Source organism: Sorangium sp. So ce124 (genome assembly GCF_051525235.1).
Classification (GTDB): Bacteria; Myxococcota_A; Polyangia; order Polyangiales; family Polyangiaceae; genus Sorangium; species Sorangium atrum.
In genome coordinates this window covers 5,910,569-5,926,671 of the sequence record NZ_CP150312.1, presented here as the reverse complement: position 1 = coordinate 5,926,671, position 16,103 = coordinate 5,910,569, and the positions used below count along the sequence as shown (strand labels likewise).

Here is a 16,103-nt window from a genome sequence, read left to right as displayed (position 1 = left end):
CTTCCAGGCTCGCGGTCAGATGCAGCCCATCATGGCGCGCAGCGTCTGCCGGGTCATCGGCGCGACCGGGGGCTCGTAGATCAGTCGCTGCGCCGGCGCGGCCCACACGTTCGACGGGTGGAGGTTGCCGACAGGGATCGTGTTCCACTGCGCGCGGATGGCGTTCTCGGTGATCGGCTGGGTGGCGAACGGGCCGATGCCGGCGAACAACAGCTCGGCGGCGGTCGTCGTGAAGTCGTTGATCTCGAAGCCGGGCGAGGTCCCGCGGCCGTAGTGCATCGCGTGCATGAGCTCGTGCGCGAGGCCGACCGCGGGCGGGCGGAAGCCGGCGGAGCCGAGGACGTTGTCGTTCTCGTTGATCACGTGGAACTTGACCCCGGCGCTGGCGCCGGCGCCCGGCGGGGCCACCGGATAGAGAATGATGTTGAGCGCCAGCAGGAAGTACTGGCGGACCGTGATGCCCTCGAACACGCGAGCGAAGGTGCGGACGTTGGCGTCGAAAGCCGAGAACCCGCCGTCGCTGAGCCAGTTCATCAAGTTCCTGCCGGTCATCCGCTCGCCCCGGAAGCGGAAGAAGCTGTACAGGAAGCCTGGCCCGGCGGGATTGTACTGGGTGAACAGCGATGCGAGCGGCAGATTGTTCATGTCGGTCGCGAGCTGGTTGAAGCGCGCCAGGAGCGAGTCGATCGTCGCGTAGCGCTGGTTGACGAGCGCGGTCAGCTGCGCGCGGTTGAACGGCCGGCCGCCGTCGTATGCCTGGATCGCCGCAGTCAGGCCGTTAACGTAGGCGGGCCCGCCAGCGAACGTCTGATTGCTGAACATCGACGGGCTGATGAACACCGATGTGGGCCCGCCGTCGAGCCGCTGCAACAGCTGCGCACCGGTGGCGGTAGCATTGATGCTGTTCAAACAGCTCGCCGCGTAGTCGAGGAAGCCGGTGATCTCGGCGAGGCGCTGCGGGGTGGCGTTGTTGAACAGCTCAGCCTGACCGGGCGGTGGGTTCGCGCGTCCCTGGTTGATCACCGTCGTCACCGCGGCGGATGGGACGCCCGGGACGACATAAACCGGCCCGGGGCCGCCGCCACCGCCGAACGGCTCAATCGTGTCGTCGAGGTTGATCGGCGCGAATGCCACATACAGACCGGGCGCAAGGCCGGCGTCGAGGTCGAAGGTCGTGAGCTCGTTCGGCACGCCCTGGAGGGCGCGCCAGCGGTACCCGAACGCCGCATTCGACGGCAGTTGCGGATTCGGCGGCGGCTGCGGGTAGAAGCGGTTGTAAATGTATGTCCGGAGTCTGCCGAACATGATCGCCTGCCCCCCTGTGGCGAACTCGAATGCATCGCTGGCCAAGCGGCTTCGACGTTCGTATTCGGGCATGAGACAACACGGGGTTCAGTCCTGTCAAGGCGATCGTCGCCTCGCAGGCGCGTCGGCGCGCTGTGTGAAAATATGGGGACCGGATACCTCAAGTCGGCGGAGCGACGTCGTCCGTGTGCGCTGAATCGAACATGTCCGCGATAACATGTCTGAAATTTGCAGCGGCTCACTCGCGCGGTCCGCCGGGCCTCGATCTCGGCCAGCGTGGGCATAATCGGTAGCGGCAGGGCGGGGGCCATGCACAGGCGGTTCGTGGCCTCGCGGGCGCTCGCGCCCGCGGCGCGGCCACAGCGCCTGGGCGAGCAGGACGCGCGCCTCGGCCTGCTTCAGCAAGGCGCCTCGACGGGGCCTCCTTCCTGAAACGAGTGCCGTCGACGGCGCGAGCGCGGAGGTCAACGCGGAGGGCGGTGTCGGCGAAGACGCGGCCGAGCCGTCTCCGGACGTGAACGATCCTCCCGGGTCCGGGAACAGAGCTCCGAAATCGAGCGGCGCGCTTCGAGCAACGTGGCGATGCCCGGGGGCGTGAGCCGCCGGTTCGCGACGGTGATTCGAGGGAGCCGGCACACGACCAGGAGCCGATCATGAACTCTCCGCACCATCGCTTCGCTTCCCCGAGAACACCGGCCGCCTGCGCAGCAGCCATGCGCTTGCGAAGCGCGCTCTCGACGGCCCTCGTCTCGGCGCTGCTCGGCGCTTCAGCCCTGCTCGCGGGCTGCTCCGACGGCAGCGGCGCGCCGGGGACGACGGACGCCGCGAGCGGCGCGGGCGGCAGTGGCGCCGAGAGCGGTGCAGGGGGAGACGAGAGCGGTGGTGGTGGCGAAGACGCCGGCAGCGGCAGCGGCGGAGGAAAACCGTCAGGCGAGTGCATCGGCGATCCCACCCTCCACGCCAATACCGATCCCGACGACGTTGTGCAGCAAGGCGCGGACCGCCTGGTGCGCGACGACAAGTTCCCTGCCGTCCTGGTCGCCGTCCGCGATCGCGACGGGCAGACCCGTCACTACACCGCCGGTGTCGGCGACCTGGAGACCAAGGCGAGCGTGCCTGTCGATGGACAGGTGCGCATCGGGAGCAACAGCAAGCCCTTCACCGCGGTGGTCGTCCTGCAGCTCGTCGGCGAGGGCAAGGTCGACCTCGACGCGCCGATCGAGACGTACCTGCCGGATCTCGTCCGCGGCGACGGCATCGACGGCCGCGAGATCACGGTGCGTCAGCTGCTGCAGCACACGAGCGGCTTGCCCGATTACGTCGGGCTGGCCCTGGGCGAGGACGTCTTCGAGGTCCTGCACACCTACTTCCAGCCCCGCGCCCTGCTCGACCTGGCGCTGACGCAGCCGGCGACGTTCGCTCCTGGCGCCGAATGGGCGTACAGCAACACCAATTACATCGTCGCCGGCTTGCTCGTCGAGAAGGTCACCGGACGCCCTCTGGCCGAGGAGATCACGCGCCGGATCATCGAGCGCATCGGGCTGCGCAGCACCTATATCCCCGACGTCGGCGAGCAGGGCATCCGCGGATGCCATCCCAGAGGCTATCACGCGGCGCTCGGTGAGCCGCTGCGCGACGTCACGGAGCTCGACCCGTCCCAGGCGGGGGCCGCCGGAAACATCATCTCCACGCCGAGCGACGTGAACCGCTTCTTCTCCGCCCTGCTCGGCGGCGAGCTGCTCGATGCGGCGCAGCTCGAGGAGATGCGCGCGACCGTCGACGCTTCCAGCATGTGGCCCGGCTACCGGTACGGGCTCGGTCTGAGCAGCAGCCCGCTGCGCTGCGGCGGCGTCCTCTGGGGCCACGGCGGCGACATCTTCGGCTACGAGACCAGCGGCGGCGTCACCGAGGACGGCCGCGCCGTCACCGTCGCCGTCACGGCGTTGCCCTCGGCCGTGCCGAGCGTCCACACCCGCGAGGAGGCCTACGCCGTGTACGCCAACGTCCTCGCGCTCTCCGACGCCGCGCTGTGCGAGTGAGCCCCGGGCGCGCCCCCGCGCCGGTGGTCACGACCGCCGCGTCGACGGGATCCAGAGGATGAGTTCTTAAGACAGACTCGTGGGAGGCATGAACGAACCTCACGAGTCCGGGAACAGCGTTACGAAAACGAGGGGCGCTCTCCGATGAACGCAGCGAGGCCCGGTGGCGCAAGTCGCCGGCTCGCGGCGGCGAACAGAGGGCGCCCGCACGCGACCAGGAGCCGATCATGAGATCTCTGCACCGTCATTTCACTTCTCCGAGAACCCGGGCTGCCAGCGCAGCAGCGATGAGCTTGCGAAACGTCCTTTCGATGGTCCTCGTCTCGGCGCTGCTCGGATCCTCGGCCCTGCTCGCGGGCTGCTCCGACGCCGGTGGGACGCTGGAGAACACGGGCGGAGGCGCCGGCGTGGGCGGAGACGCCGGCAGCGGGGGCCAGAACGCCGGCAGCGGGGGCCAGAACGCCGGCAGCGGCGGTCAGAACGCCGCCAGCGGCGGCCAGGACAACGGCAGCGGCGGCCAGGACGCCGGCAGCGGCGGCGGAGGCGATCCGTCGGGCGAGTGCACCGATGGTTCCACGGACGGCGCCAACACCGATCCCGACGATCCGGTGCAGCAAGGCGCCGATCATCTGGTGGGCGACCTCAAGTTCCCCGCCGTCCTGGTCGCGGTCGGTGATCGCGACGGGCAGACCCGTCACTACACCTCAGGCGTCGGCGACCTGGAGACCGAGGCGAAAGTGCCTGTCGACGGGCAAGTGCGCATCGGCAGCAGCAGCAAAAGCTTCACCGCGGTGGTCGTCCTCCAGCTCGTCGGCGAGGGCGAGGTCGACCTCGACGCGCCGATCGAGACCTACCTGCCGGACCTCGTGCGCGGCGACGGCATCGACGGCCGCGAGATCACCGTGCGGCAGCTGCTGCAGCACACGAGCGGGCTGCCCGACTACGACGATGTGCTCCTGGCCGAGGGCGTCTTCAAGCTCCAGCACACCTACCTCGATCCCCACGCGCTGCTCGACATGGCGCTGGCGCAGCCGGGGAAGACGCCCGGCTCCGAATGGGCGTACAGCAACACCAACTATGTTCTCGCGGGCATGATCATCGAGAAGGTCACCGGCCGCCCTCTGAACGAGGAGATCACGCGCCGGATCATCGAGCGAATCGGGCTGCGCCACACCTACCTCCCCGGCGTCGGCGAGCAGGGTATCCGCGGGTGCCATCCAAAGGGCTATCACACGGACGTGCCCGGTGAGCCGCTGCAAGACATCACCGAGCTCGACCCGGGATGGGGATGGGCCGCCGGACAGGTGATCGCGACCCCGAGCGACATCAACCGCTTCTATACCGCCCTCTTCGGCGGCGATCTCCTCGAGCCGGCGCAGCTGGAGGAGCTCCGCACAACGGTCGACGCCCCCGCCATGTGGCCCGGCGCCCGGTACGGGCTCGGCGTGGTCAGCACCCCGCTCAGCTGCGGCGGCCTCGTCTGGGGCCACGGCGGCGACATCCCCGGCTACCACACCCGCGGCGGCGTCACCGACGACGGCCGCGCCGTCACCGTGGCGATCACGGTTCTCCCGTACTTCCTGTACGGCGAAGAGGGCGCCGAGCAGGCGTACATGGACGTCCTCGACCTCGTCGATACCGCCCTGTGCGAGTGACCACCCGGGGGCGCTCGCATGCCCTGTGCGAGTGATCGCTCGGGGGCGCTCTCCCGCTCCGAGGAGCGGCGAGCCGACGGGCGCGTCGCTGCCGGCCGAGCCGTTCGCTCGACCGGCGCTCGCCCTCCTGCGGATCGTCGCGGCACGCAGCTTGCGACGCACGCCGGGTGGGGGACGCAGCCGCCGCTCATGGCGGGATCGCTCCACCCTGGAGCAGGGCAATGGATGGCGCAGCCAGGGATATCTTCGTCATCAGCGATCTGCACATCGGTGACGGCGGCGCTCGCGACAACTTCGAAGCAGGCAAGAAGACGTCGCAGCTGCGTGCATTCCTCGACCACGTGGGCAGCGAGGGGGGCGAGCTCTTCATCCTCGGGGACCTCTTCGAGCTCTGGCAGATGAACCTCAGCCTCCTGTTCGTGAAGCGGCGGGCGCTCCTCGACCAGCTCGCTGCGCTGAGGCTCGTCTACGTGCCCGGCAACCATGACGTCGATCTCGTGCACTTCATCGAGACGGACCTCCTCAATCACCCCTTCTTCGCGTGCATGCGCGCGCCGTTCACCCGGGAGCTCGACGGCAAGCGGTTCCACTTCTGCCACGGGCACGAGACCGATCCGTTCAACGCCGGGGACGAGCCTGGCTTCGGCCGCATGTTCTCCATCCTCGCCGGCGTCGCCGAGGACGAGAACGGCTCTCCTCTCCTCAAGGGCGGCGAGAGCGTGGAGGACGTCCTCGAGAAATTCGGCGACTCGATACTGACGATCTGGAAACGCACCCTGGCGACGATGAGCCAGCGCGTGACGGAGCGGGACCCGTCCCCCCGCGGGGCGTTGACGCCGGCGCAGAACCCGGACCGGCTCGGCGAGCACGTGATCGGGGTCCGCGCGGAGCTCGACACGGGCGCATACGACGTGGCTGTCCTCGGGCACACCCACAAGGCAGGCTCTATCGGTGACTGGTATTTCAACAGCGGTTCATGGGCCGGGCCTCTCAACTCGTTCCTTCGCATCTCTCCGGACGGACATGTCCGCTATCTCGAGTGGAAAGACGGTCGCGCCGTCGAGCGCGCGATGCCCCTCGTGCTCCCGGATGCGAAGCCCGATCGCGCACGTTCGGCGACGAAGAGCCCGGTCGCCGCGGCCATCTCCGCCGCGAGGACGATGTTCCCGAAGCCGACACGCCCGGAGCGCTCCCGATGGATCCTCATCGCGCAAGGCGCCCTCGCGCTCTCCGTGGGCGCCGGCGCCCTGGCGATCTCCGCCGGTCAGGGCTCCTCCGCGGGGTGGCGCCTGCTCGTCTCGGCCTTCGCTGCCTACGCGCTCGTCGATGGCGCCCTGTCGCTCGTCGGTGCGTTGCGGGAGCCGCCCATCCGACGTCTCCTCTCCCGCGTGCGCGGCGTGGCGAGCCTCCTTCTAGGCCTCGTCGTGCTCCGTCGCGGTACCATGGTCGAGATGTTCGTGGTCCTCGTGGGGTTCTTTGCGTTCATCTCCGGCGCGCTGCGCGTCGCGGCGTCGATCGTGCTCAAGGGAATGGTGGAGTCGAGGTGGCTCTTCGTCGTGGGCGCTGGCTCGACGGTCGCCGGCCTCGTCCTGCTGCTCTTGCCCGCGTCGGCCGTGCCGCTCAAGTTCGCGCTGGCCGGCTACCTCTGTTACTACGGCGCAGGGGAGCTCCTGGCAGGCATCTTCGGGCAGCGGCTGCCCAGGGCGGCAGGCGTCCGTCCCTCCGCATGAGGCCGCTCCCGCGTCGTTGATTAACGCTCCTTCCTACCCGCGCGTAGAAACACCCCCTCTCCGGGCGTCCTTGATCTACGCTCCCGCGTGCCTGGCAGTCCGGCGGCCGATCGCGCGGGGAGGCGTTCTCGCGGCGCGACCAGGGCGCCGGGCGCTCTCGCGGCGCGCCTCCTCGCTCTCGCTGGCCTCCCGGCCGTCCCGCGCGCCTCGCAGGTCAAGGGCCCCTCGGAGCTCCAGCCATGAAGATCCCCCTCCCGATCCCGCCGTTCCGCCGCGCTCCGCTCGCCGCCCTCGCCGCGCTCGCCGCCCTCGCCGCGGGCGCCGCCTGTTCTGCTCCGCACCCCCCTCTGCCAGCCGAGCCGCCCCAGGCCGCTCCTCCTGCGCCCACACCCACCCAGGCCGCGCCCCAGGCCCCGCGCTTCGATCAGATCCCCCGGCTCGAGTTCAACCGCATCGCCGTGGAGCTCGATCTCCCGCTGTTCTGGATCGCCGACCGCAACAGCTCGGGCGCCGTCGATCCCGACGAGGTCTCCGCCCTCTGGTATCACTCCCCGGCGCCGGCCTGGGTCGCCTCCGGGGCCTTCACCCCTGCGTTCACGTCGGCCTATGCCGCGATGACCAAGGTCAAGGCCGAGGGCCACCTGCGCGCTGGCCTCGACGAGGCCGAGGTGCGCCGCCGCGATGCCGTCCTCGCGGAGCTCGCGGCCGGCCGCCCCTCGCTCCTCCGGGCCGACTTCCGCGGCGCGTCGGCCGAGGACCGCGCCATCGTCGGCCACCTGCTCAAGGTGGCCGAGCTCATCGAGCAGATCCACGCGAAGCAGCTCGGCTCCGCCGGCATGGCCGACAAGATCCCGGCCGACGACCCCGCCAGCCGGGCGCTGTTCTGGCGCAACCAGGGGCCCTGGTGCCAGCAACCCAGGACGCGCGACGATCCGAACTGCAGCGCGCTGCCGAGCAGGCCGCCCCGCGTCACCGGCGTCTATCCGGCGCGCCTCCAGCAGGACAAGAAGTTCTGCGCCGCGCTCGAGGCGCGCCCGGATCAGAAGGCGCTGCTCTCCCCGTTCACCGTGGTGGTCGAGGAGCGCGGCGCCCTCAAGGCCGTGCCTTACAGCGAGGCCTACAAGCCCGAGATGGAGGCGGTGAGCCGGGAGCTCAAGGCGGCGGCCGAGGCGATCCAGAGCCCGAAGGAGGCCGCCTTCAAGGCGTACCTGCTCGCGGCGTCGCAGGCGTTCCTCGACAACCGCTGGGAGCTCGCGGACGAGCCGTGGGCGAAGATGAACGCCGAGAACTCCGCGTGGTACCTCCGCGTGGGGCCGGACGAGACCTACTGGGAGCCATGCAGCCGCAAGGCGGGCTTCCACGTGAGCTTCGCGCGCATCAACCAGGAGTCGCTGACCTGGCAGAAGAAGCTCGATCCGGTGAAGTCCGACATGGAGGCGGCCTTCGCGAGCCTCGCGGGCGCGCCGTACAGGGCGCGCAAGGTCGCCTTCCACCTGCCCGATTTCATCGACATCCTCTTGAACGCCGGCGAGTCGCGCGCCCCGACCGGCGGGACGTCGGGGCAGAGCCTGCCGAACTGGGGGCCGGTCGCGACCGAAGGCCGCGGCCGCACCGTGGCCATGGTGAACCTCCTGCAGGACGACGACAGCCGCGCCGCGCTCCGGGAGGCCGCCGCGTCGCTCTTCTGCAAGACCACGATGGAGAGCGTGTCCCTCGAGGGCCCCGTGGCAGCGCTCGGGACGGTGCTGCACGAGGCGTCCCACAACCTGGGCCCGGCGCAGGGCTACAAGGTGCACGGCAAGACCGACGACGAGATCTTCGGCGGGCCGCTCGCCTCGATGCTCGAGGAGCTCAAGGCCCAGACCGGCGCGCTCTTCTTCACCGGCTGGCTCGCGCAGAAGGGCGTCCTCGACCCGTCGCTCGCCCGCATGTCCGAGGTGAGGGACGTGATCTGGGCGCTCGGGCAGGCGGGGCAGGGGATGTACACAGCAGGCGGCGAGGCGCGTCCTTACGGCCAGCTCGCCGCGATCCAGCTCGGCAGCCTGCTCGACGCAGGCGCGCTCGGCTTCTACCGCGGCGAGACCGCGGCGAACGGCGCGGACAAGGGGTGCTTCTCGATCCAGGCGGACAAGCTGCCCGCCGCGGCCGAGGCGCTCGCGAGGACGGTGCTCGGGATCAAGGCGCGCGGCGACAAGGCCGGCGCGCTGCGCCTGCGCGAGACGTACGTCGACAAGCCCGGCGCCTGGAAGGCGCTCCGCGGGGTGATCGAGGAGCGCATGCAGCGCATGCCGCTCGGCAGCGTCGTCTACGCGATCGAGCTGTAGGGTTCTCCGTGATCCCGGCGCAACCCCGCGAGACCGCCTCGGCCGCGGGCGGAGCGACGAGCGCGCGCGGCCGTCGCCGCGCCCTCGGCCTGCTCGCCCTCCTCGGCCTGCCGGCGCTCGGCCTTGGAGAGCTCGTGGCGCACGTCTACTTCAGCGAAAGAGCTCCTGATTTCGACGCCTGGCGCGAGGTCGCGGCGCCCCTCGCGGCGATGAAGCAGCCCGGGGATCTCGTGGTCGTCGCGCCGGGATGGGCCGATCCGGCCGCGCGCCGCGCGCTCGGGGACGAGCTGATGCCGCTGCGCGACGCCGCCCGGCCCGACGAGAGCCGCTACGCGGCCGCGGTCGAGATCAGCGTCCTCGGCCAGCGCGCCGAGGAGCTCGCGGGCTTCCGCGAGGACGCGCGGCAGGAGCGCGGCCCCTTCGTGCTCCGGCGCCTGGTGAACCCGTCGCCCGCGCGCGTCGTCTACGACTTCGTCGACAACGTCGCGCCGGCGTCGGCCGACGTGCGCGTCACGGACCCTCCGGCCGCGTGCCGCTGGAACGCGCGCGCGCGGATCGCCGCCGGCGGGCTCGGCGGGAACCCGACGTTCCCTGCCGAGCGCTTCGAGTGCCCCGGCGGCCCGTTCTTCAACGTGGGCGTCACGGTGATCGCGGACGAGGAGTTCCGCCCTCGCCGGTGCATCTGGTCGCACCCGCCGAGGGACGGCGAGATCGTCACGCGCTTCCGCGGCGTCCCGCTCGGCTCGGTGATCCGAGGGCACGCGGGCATGTACTGGATGATCGAGCGGGAGCGGCGGGGCGCGCCGGTCACGCTGTCCGTGCGCGTGGACGGCGAGGCCGTGGGCGAGGCGACGCACGCCGACGGCGACGGGTGGGCGGCGTTCGAGTTCCCGCTCGGCGCCCACGCGGGCGCGGCCGAGGCCGAGGTGGAGTTCGCCGTGAGATCCGCCGACTACACGCACCGCCACTACTGCTTCGAGGCGGACACCCGATGAAGCGCTCGGCGCCCCTCGCGCCCTCCGACGGCCTGATCGCGCTCGCGTTCGCGGCGGCGTACGTCGCCCTGCTGCTCGCGACCGCGGGCGATCTCGGCTACGCGCGCGACGAGGGCTTCTACTTCTTCGCCGCGAACCGCTACGGAGCGTGGTTCCAGGCGCTCCTCGACGCGCCGCGCGCGGCGCTCGATCCGCAGAGCGTCGACGCCGCGTGGTCGGTGAACCACGAGCACCCCGGCCTCATCAAGTCGCTCTTCGCGCTCTCCAACCTCGTCCTGCAGAAGCGGCTCGGGCTCTTCGCCCTGGAGGGCACGAGCTACCGGTTCCCCGCGATGGTCCTGTCGGGCGTCGGGGTGGCGCTCGTGTACCTCTGGGGCACCCAGGCGCGCGATCGGCTCGCCGGCGCGTCCGCGGCCGCGCTCTTCGCGATGCTGCCGCGGTACTTCTACCAGGCGCACCTCGCCTGCTTCGACGCGCCGATCGTCACCGTCTGGGCCCTGTGCGCGTACACCTACTGGCGCTCGCTGCGGGACGGCGGCGCGCTGTGGCCCGTGCTCACCGGGGTCGCGTTCGGCCTCGCGCTCGACACGAAGCACAACTCCTGGTTCTTGCCGATCGTCTGCGTCTCGCACGCCGTCGGCATGGAGGTCAGGGACCGGATCGTCGCGCGCGCGAGCGCGGCGGGGGCGGCGCCCGCGGCCGCCGCGGCCTCGCCTGCGCGGGCCGGAGGCGCCCGGCGATCTCTCGCCGCGCTCGCCGCGATGGCGACGATCGGCCCCCTCGTCTTCTACGCGCTCTGGCCGTGGATCTGGCGCGACACGCTCCCGCGCCTCCGCGAGTACGCGTCGTTCCACCTGAACCACGAGTACTACAACATGGAGTTCCTCGGCCGGAACTACTGGACGCCCCCGATGCCGAGGGCCTACGCGCCCGTGATGACGGCGGCGACGGTCCCCCTCGTGACCCTGTGCCTCTTCGCGGCGGGGCTCTGCGCGGCAGCGCGCGAGCGCCTCCTCCATCCGCTCGCGTGCGCGGCAGCGCGGCTCGCCCCGGAAGGCGGGAGGCTCGCGCGCGCCGCAGAGCGGGCGCTCACCGCGCGGCTCCGTCCGCCCGCGGACGACCCCGGTGGCACGGCGCTCCTCTGGTTCCTCGCCATCGCCGCTGTGTACGGCGCCTGGCTCTCGTCGAGCACGCCGATCTTCGGCGGCACGAAGCACTGGATGACGGCCTACCCGTTCATCGCCCTGTTCGCCGGCGCCGCGTTCTCCGCGGCCGTGCGGCGCGCTCGCGTCGGTCTACGCGCGCTGCTGCTCGTCCGGCGCGGCTCCGGCGCGCGGGCCGGCGTCGCCACGCGCGCGGCCGCGCTCGCGCGCGGCCCGCTGGTCCCGGCGCTGCTCGGGGCGGCGGTGGTCGCGGCGCCCATCGCCGAGACGCTGCACGCGCACCCGTGGGCGCTCTCGAGCTACACGCCGCTGGTCGGCGGCGCGCCCGGCGCGGCGAACCTCGGGCTGAACCGCACCTTCTGGGGGTACACAACGGGCGCGGTCGTCGCGTACCTCAACGAGCACGTCCCGCCCCGAGGGACGGTGTACATCCACGACACCGCCGGCCCGGCGTGGGAGATGCTGGTGCGCGACGGGCGCCTGCGAAAGGACATCCGCGGCGTGGGGGCGGTCGCGGGCGCGGACTTCGCCCTCTACCACCACGAGAAGCACATGCTGGGGCAGGCGTACCAGGCGTGGGTCGCGTTCGGGACCACGAGCCCGGATCACATCGCCGGGCCCGACGGCGTGCCGGTGATCCTCGTCTACCGCAACCGCGCCCGCTGAGCGCGATCAGCGCTTCTTCGCCGCGGCCTTCTTGGCGGGTGCCTTCGCGGCCTTCTTGGCGGGCGCCTTCGCGGCCTTCTTGGCGGGCGCCTTCGCCGCCGCCTTTTTCACCGAGGCCGGCGCCGCGGTCTTCCCGGTCGCCGCCTTCTCTGCCGGCGCGCTCGCCTTCTTGGTCGCGGCCGCCGGCTTCTTCGCCGGCTCCTTCTTCGCGCCTCGGACCGCCACGGCCCTGGGCTTGCTCGCCGCGGGCTGCTCTACCACCGGCTCGGCCGGCTTGCGGGGCTTCTCACGCGGAGCGGCCTTCCTGGAGGGCGCCTCCTCCTCGTCGAGGTCCTCGTCCTCCTCCTCGTCGAGGTCTTCGTCCTCGTCGTCCGCGTCCTCGTCGAGATCTTCGCCCTCTTCCTCGAGGTCCTCGTCCTCCTCGTCGAGGTCCTCGTCCTCCTCGTCGAGGTCCTCGTCCTCCTCGTCGAGGTCTTCGTCCTCTTCCTCCACCGCCACCGGAGCAGGCTCGCGGCGCCGCGACGGCGGGACGTCGTTGCGCGGCGGAGCGGCGGCCGGCTTCCCGGCGACGTCGAGCTCGTCGAGCGGGTCGCCGAGCACCACCGCGATCTCGCGCTTGAAGTCGGTCATGTGGCTGTCGACCTCGAGCGCATCCTGCTCGGACAGCGGCGTGAGCTTGAGCTTGAGGACGCGGTCGCCCGCGAGCTCCCACGACGCGGCGCAGCCGCCCTCGCGCAGCATCTTCGAGGCGATGGAGTCGATCCGCTGGCGCAGACCGCCGCGCGCTCCGGCCTCGATCTTGCGCTGCAGCTCGAAGCGGCGCTCCAGCATCGGGAGCGTCACGACCTTCGCCTCGACGAGGTCGGAGAGCTCATCGGCCACCGCCTCCTCGATCTCGAGCCGCGCGTCGGGATCGCTGCTCTCGAGCGAGAACGTCGCCTCGCGGAGCTCGGCGTCGTAGCCCGTCAGCTTGCCGCCGGCGCTCTGGGCCGCGCGCGTCAGCGATTCGCGCAGCACCTGCGCCGGCGCGCGCTTGCCGACCGTCGAGGCGACGTAGCCGAGCATGTCCAGGCGCACGTGCACTGGGCCGTCGTCCTCGAGGCCGATCTCTGGCCGCGGCCCGAGCAGCGCGTCGCGCATCACGCGGAAGACATCCCGCTTGATCACGTTGTCCTCGGTGAAGATGTCCTCGACGTGCTCGGACTCCATCAACGTGCTCGTGAGGCTCGCCACGAGCTCCTCGACCTGGTCGTCGATCTCGTCGGTGCCGAACGTGGTCGTGGGCTCTCCGTCGACGAGGGCCCACGGCTCGAGCCGGGGCGTGATGGCCGCGATGTCCGCAGCCATCTTGTCCTCCAGCTCGCGCGCGAGCGCCGTCGCGCCGCCCCTGGCCACGAGGATGTGCCCGTGCGCCTTCAACGCGTCAACGATGCTCGTGGAAAGTCGGCGGGAGAGATTGCGCTCGTTCACGAGGCGCGCAGCTTACACGGTTTGCGCGGCCTGGCGATATTTGAAGACCCCGGATCGGCCGTGCTCAGGGGTCGTTCTCGATCACCTTGATCAGCACGCCGCCGATGCGGTCCGGGATGACCGCGCGCGCTGCGTCGGCTCCTCCGGACCGGATGCTGACGCGGACGATGAAGCCGACCCCGTCCTCCCGCTCGACGCCGATGCCGACACACCACGGCTCGCCGCCGATCTTGGCCTTGAGCTCGTCCTTGGCCCGCCGGGCCGATCCCACGTCGCTCATCTCGTTCACCTCTCCTGAATCGGAGCGCGCTGCAGCAACCTCTCGCGCTCACTCGCTGGTTCCGACCGCCAAGACCTGCCACGTCGCGGGCGCGTCGGCGACGCCCGCGCCGCTCGCCCCGAGCTCACCGCCCGCCTCAGAGGTGCCTGCGCGCGATCTCGGCCCACGTGCCGGTCGGCTCGATCTCGAGGTACCTGCGCCAGCACGGGCGCGCCTTCGTCGGATCGCCGATCTGCTCGTAGGCCATCGCGAGGTTGTAATAGGCGTCCGCGAAGCGCGGATCACTCTCGATCGCTCCCCGGAAATAGCGGATGGCCTCCGCCGCCTGGCCGCGCTCGAGCATCACGTAGCCGAGGTTGTACTGCGCCTCCGGCTGGGCCGCGTCGAGATCGAGCGCCTTCATGTAGAGCGCCTCGGCCTGCTCCTCGGCGTTGCGCCGGAAGCAGATATTCCCGAGGTTCGTGTAGGCGATGGCCAGCCACGGGTCGATCTCGAGCGCGCGACGGTAGAGCGCCTCGGCCTCGTCCATCGTCGCCGGATCCTCATCGAGCTGGCTGGCCTGCATGTAGAGCTCGTAGGCCGTGCGCGCGCGCTCCCGGCCCACCTTCGGGCGGAGCACGCGCACGACGTCGTCGCGCAGCTCCTTCACCTCGAAGTCGAGCACCATCTGCCCCGTGAGCGGCTCGAACGCGCCCGACGCGCCCCGGACCACGACCGCCTTGCCGTCGAAGGCGACGCGGAGCTCGGCGAGGGGGCGCGTCACCTTGGGGAGCGCGGTCCGGATGTTCTCGATCGCCCGCGCGACGTCGCGCAGGCGCACCTTGCGGGCGATCAGGTCGCGCGCGGCGCGCAGCGCGATCAGGTCCGAGAACGTGTACGCGCGCCGCCCCCGCCGCCGACCGCTCGGCGCCGCGATGCCGGCGCGATCGAGCGAGCGCAGCCGCCCGGGCGAGATGCCGAGCAGCCGCGCGACCTCGGTGCCGGTGAACATGTCGGTGACCGGCTCGCGGGCGCCCGGCGCAGGGAGCGGCGCCTCCGTCGCGCCCGCCCGCGGCGCAGGCGGGGGCTGCGACACCCGCCCGCCACCAGGGCCGAACACGACGTGGATCACCTTGTCGGAATTTCCGGAGGCGGAACGATCCTTCTTGCTCATCGCAGCGTCACCGGCTCCGCGTCGACGATCGGCGGGGGGCAGAGCGCGTCGTGGGGAGCGTACCCCGCCTCGAGCCGGATTGCTCCCGTTCTCCACGTCGACACGCGCGTCAAGGGGGCACGGCGCGCGGTCGCGCTCACGGTCTCCGGTGACACGGTCGACACGCTCGATCCCGTGTAGCGCGAGCCTGCAGCGGAGGGCGTCGTGCGGCGCGCTCGCGAGGGGCGCGCGCCGCCGAGCGGTCGTCGGGAAGGTCCTTGCATCGCCATCACGCGCGCGCCGTCCTGTCCGTCGTTATCAGCACGCGCGCCGTGACGTCCACGGTCAGCGCGAACGAGACCGCCGCCGCGCGTTGCGCGAAGCCGCAGCGGATCTCGGCCTGCATCGGCCCGAGCGGGCCCCCCGCGCGCGCGGCCGCCTCTCGGTGCGCCACGCGGAGCGCGCGCAGCCGGAGGTGGGGGTCGAGCGCGAGCGCCCGATCGAGCAGCGCCGCCAGCGGCGCGTCCGACGGCAGCGCGACGTGCAGGCTGGTCGACCCATAGTAGACGAGCGCGCCCCCCTCGTCGCGGGTGCTGCCCTCGCTCAGCACGTCGGCGCTGTCGAACAGCGCGTGGAGGCGCCCCGTCGAGCAGGTCACGAGCTCGATGTGCCTCCGCTGGAGGAGCGGGGGACGCTGGACCTTCGCCAGACCGGGACCGGGTAGACGCTCGCTGCGCGACATGGCGATCGCGATCGTGGCACCGCCGCGCGCCGCGTCCCAAAAGCGCGCGGAGATTCGCACAAAGTTGCTGCGGCGCCTGGTTTCGTGCGGGACGCCGCGGGCCGCGCGGCCGCGACGAATTTGGCCACGCGCGGCGCGCCTTGCCACGATGCGCGCCGCGCCGAAGGGCGCGAAGGAGCGAGCATGGACTACACCGGCAAGGAGCGCCGCAAGCACCGGGTCTTCATCACCCGCAACACGGAGTATCACGTCCGCGACGACATCTGCGTCGCGGTCCGCGATCGGGCCGCGCGCAAGTTCAGGCCGGCCCACCTCGCGCTGCACCTGAAGCTCCAGGGCGCGGTTCGGATCAACGCGAACGGCGTCGTGATCCCGGAGCCGCAGAACGCGCGCATCGGCTCCCCCATCTATTTCACCCAGATGGATCAGGACGGAATGGAGCGGCAGATCGTGACGAGCCGCGTGGAGTCGATCGAGCGGCCCGAGAAGGCCACGGTTCTCCAGTACCCCTCGTGACACGCCTGAGCGCCCCCGCCGCACGGCGCGGGCGCTCGTGGTCGTGGACGTGGTCGTCGTCGTGGACGAGCGCCCCGCAGCGCGGG

The 16,103-nt window shown here is 71.4% G+C and carries 12 protein-coding genes; 7 read left to right on the top strand and 5 right to left on the bottom strand.

Annotated features, from left to right (window positions below; all coding sequences use genetic code 11):
- Positions 1–15: 15 nt before the first annotated feature.
- Positions 16–1,377 (bottom strand): hypothetical protein, encoded by a 1,362-nt coding sequence (locus tag WMF19_RS22210; RefSeq protein ID WP_437900902.1) that lies wholly within the window; start codon positions 1,375–1,377, stop codon positions 16–18.
- Between the two features lie 581 nt (positions 1,378–1,958).
- On the opposite strand from WMF19_RS22210, the gene WMF19_RS22205 reads away from it, so the two are divergent.
- The 6 genes from WMF19_RS22205 to WMF19_RS22180 all read left to right on the top strand — a co-directional run bounded on the left by WMF19_RS22205 (position 1,959) and on the right by WMF19_RS22180 (position 11,877).
- A complete protein-coding gene (locus WMF19_RS22205) occupies positions 1,959–3,344 on the top strand; it encodes a serine hydrolase domain-containing protein (protein ID WP_437900901.1) in 1,386 nt (461 codons plus the stop codon).
- Between the two features lie 287 nt (positions 3,345–3,631).
- Positions 3,632–4,999 (top strand): serine hydrolase domain-containing protein, encoded by a 1,368-nt coding sequence (locus tag WMF19_RS22200; protein ID WP_437900900.1) that lies wholly within the window; start codon positions 3,632–3,634, stop codon positions 4,997–4,999.
- A gap of 221 nt (positions 5,000–5,220) precedes the next feature.
- Positions 5,221–6,729: a metallophosphoesterase gene (locus WMF19_RS22195; protein ID WP_437900899.1), complete on the top strand. Its 1,509-nt coding sequence runs from the start codon at positions 5,221–5,223 to the stop codon at positions 6,727–6,729.
- 239 nt (positions 6,730–6,968) lie between these two features.
- Positions 6,969–9,053 (top strand): hypothetical protein, encoded by a 2,085-nt coding sequence (locus WMF19_RS22190; RefSeq protein WP_437900898.1) that lies wholly within the window; start codon positions 6,969–6,971, stop codon positions 9,051–9,053.
- A gap of 8 nt (positions 9,054–9,061) precedes the next feature.
- Entirely contained in the window at positions 9,062–10,048 is a 987-nt protein-coding gene (locus tag WMF19_RS22185; RefSeq protein ID WP_437900897.1) for a hypothetical protein, read from the top strand.
- Positions 10,045–11,877 (top strand): ArnT family glycosyltransferase, encoded by a 1,833-nt coding sequence (locus WMF19_RS22180; RefSeq protein ID WP_437900896.1) that lies wholly within the window; start codon positions 10,045–10,047, stop codon positions 11,875–11,877. Before WMF19_RS22185 ends, WMF19_RS22180 begins: the two co-directional genes overlap by 4 nt.
- Before the next feature lie 6 nt (positions 11,878–11,883).
- Here WMF19_RS22180 and WMF19_RS22175 read toward each other — a convergent pair whose 3' ends face one another.
- The 4 genes from WMF19_RS22175 to WMF19_RS22160 form a co-directional block, all read right to left on the bottom strand.
- Positions 11,884–13,347, bottom strand: a complete 1,464-nt coding sequence (locus WMF19_RS22175) for a hypothetical protein (protein WP_437900895.1) — start codon at positions 13,345–13,347, stop codon at positions 11,884–11,886.
- A gap of 64 nt (positions 13,348–13,411) precedes the next feature.
- Complete coding sequence (locus WMF19_RS22170; RefSeq protein WP_437330541.1) at positions 13,412–13,627, bottom strand: hypothetical protein; 216 nt, start codon at positions 13,625–13,627, stop codon at positions 13,412–13,414.
- Positions 13,628–13,763: 136 nt separating this feature from the next.
- Positions 13,764–14,780 carry a tetratricopeptide repeat protein gene (locus WMF19_RS22165; protein ID WP_437330540.1) on the bottom strand — a complete coding sequence of 339 codons (1,017 nt, stop codon included), beginning with the start codon at positions 14,778–14,780 and terminating at the stop codon, positions 13,764–13,766.
- A 268-nt stretch (positions 14,781–15,048) separates the two neighbouring features.
- Entirely contained in the window at positions 15,049–15,501 is a 453-nt protein-coding gene (locus tag WMF19_RS22160; RefSeq protein ID WP_437900894.1) for a hypothetical protein, read from the bottom strand.
- Between the two features lie 183 nt (positions 15,502–15,684).
- Here WMF19_RS22160 and WMF19_RS22155 point away from each other — a divergent pair, with 183 nt between their 5' ends.
- Positions 15,685–16,017, top strand: coding sequence for a hypothetical protein (locus tag WMF19_RS22155; RefSeq protein ID WP_272099667.1), 333 nt, complete (start codon positions 15,685–15,687; stop codon positions 16,015–16,017).
- Positions 16,018–16,103: the final 86 nt, after the last annotated feature.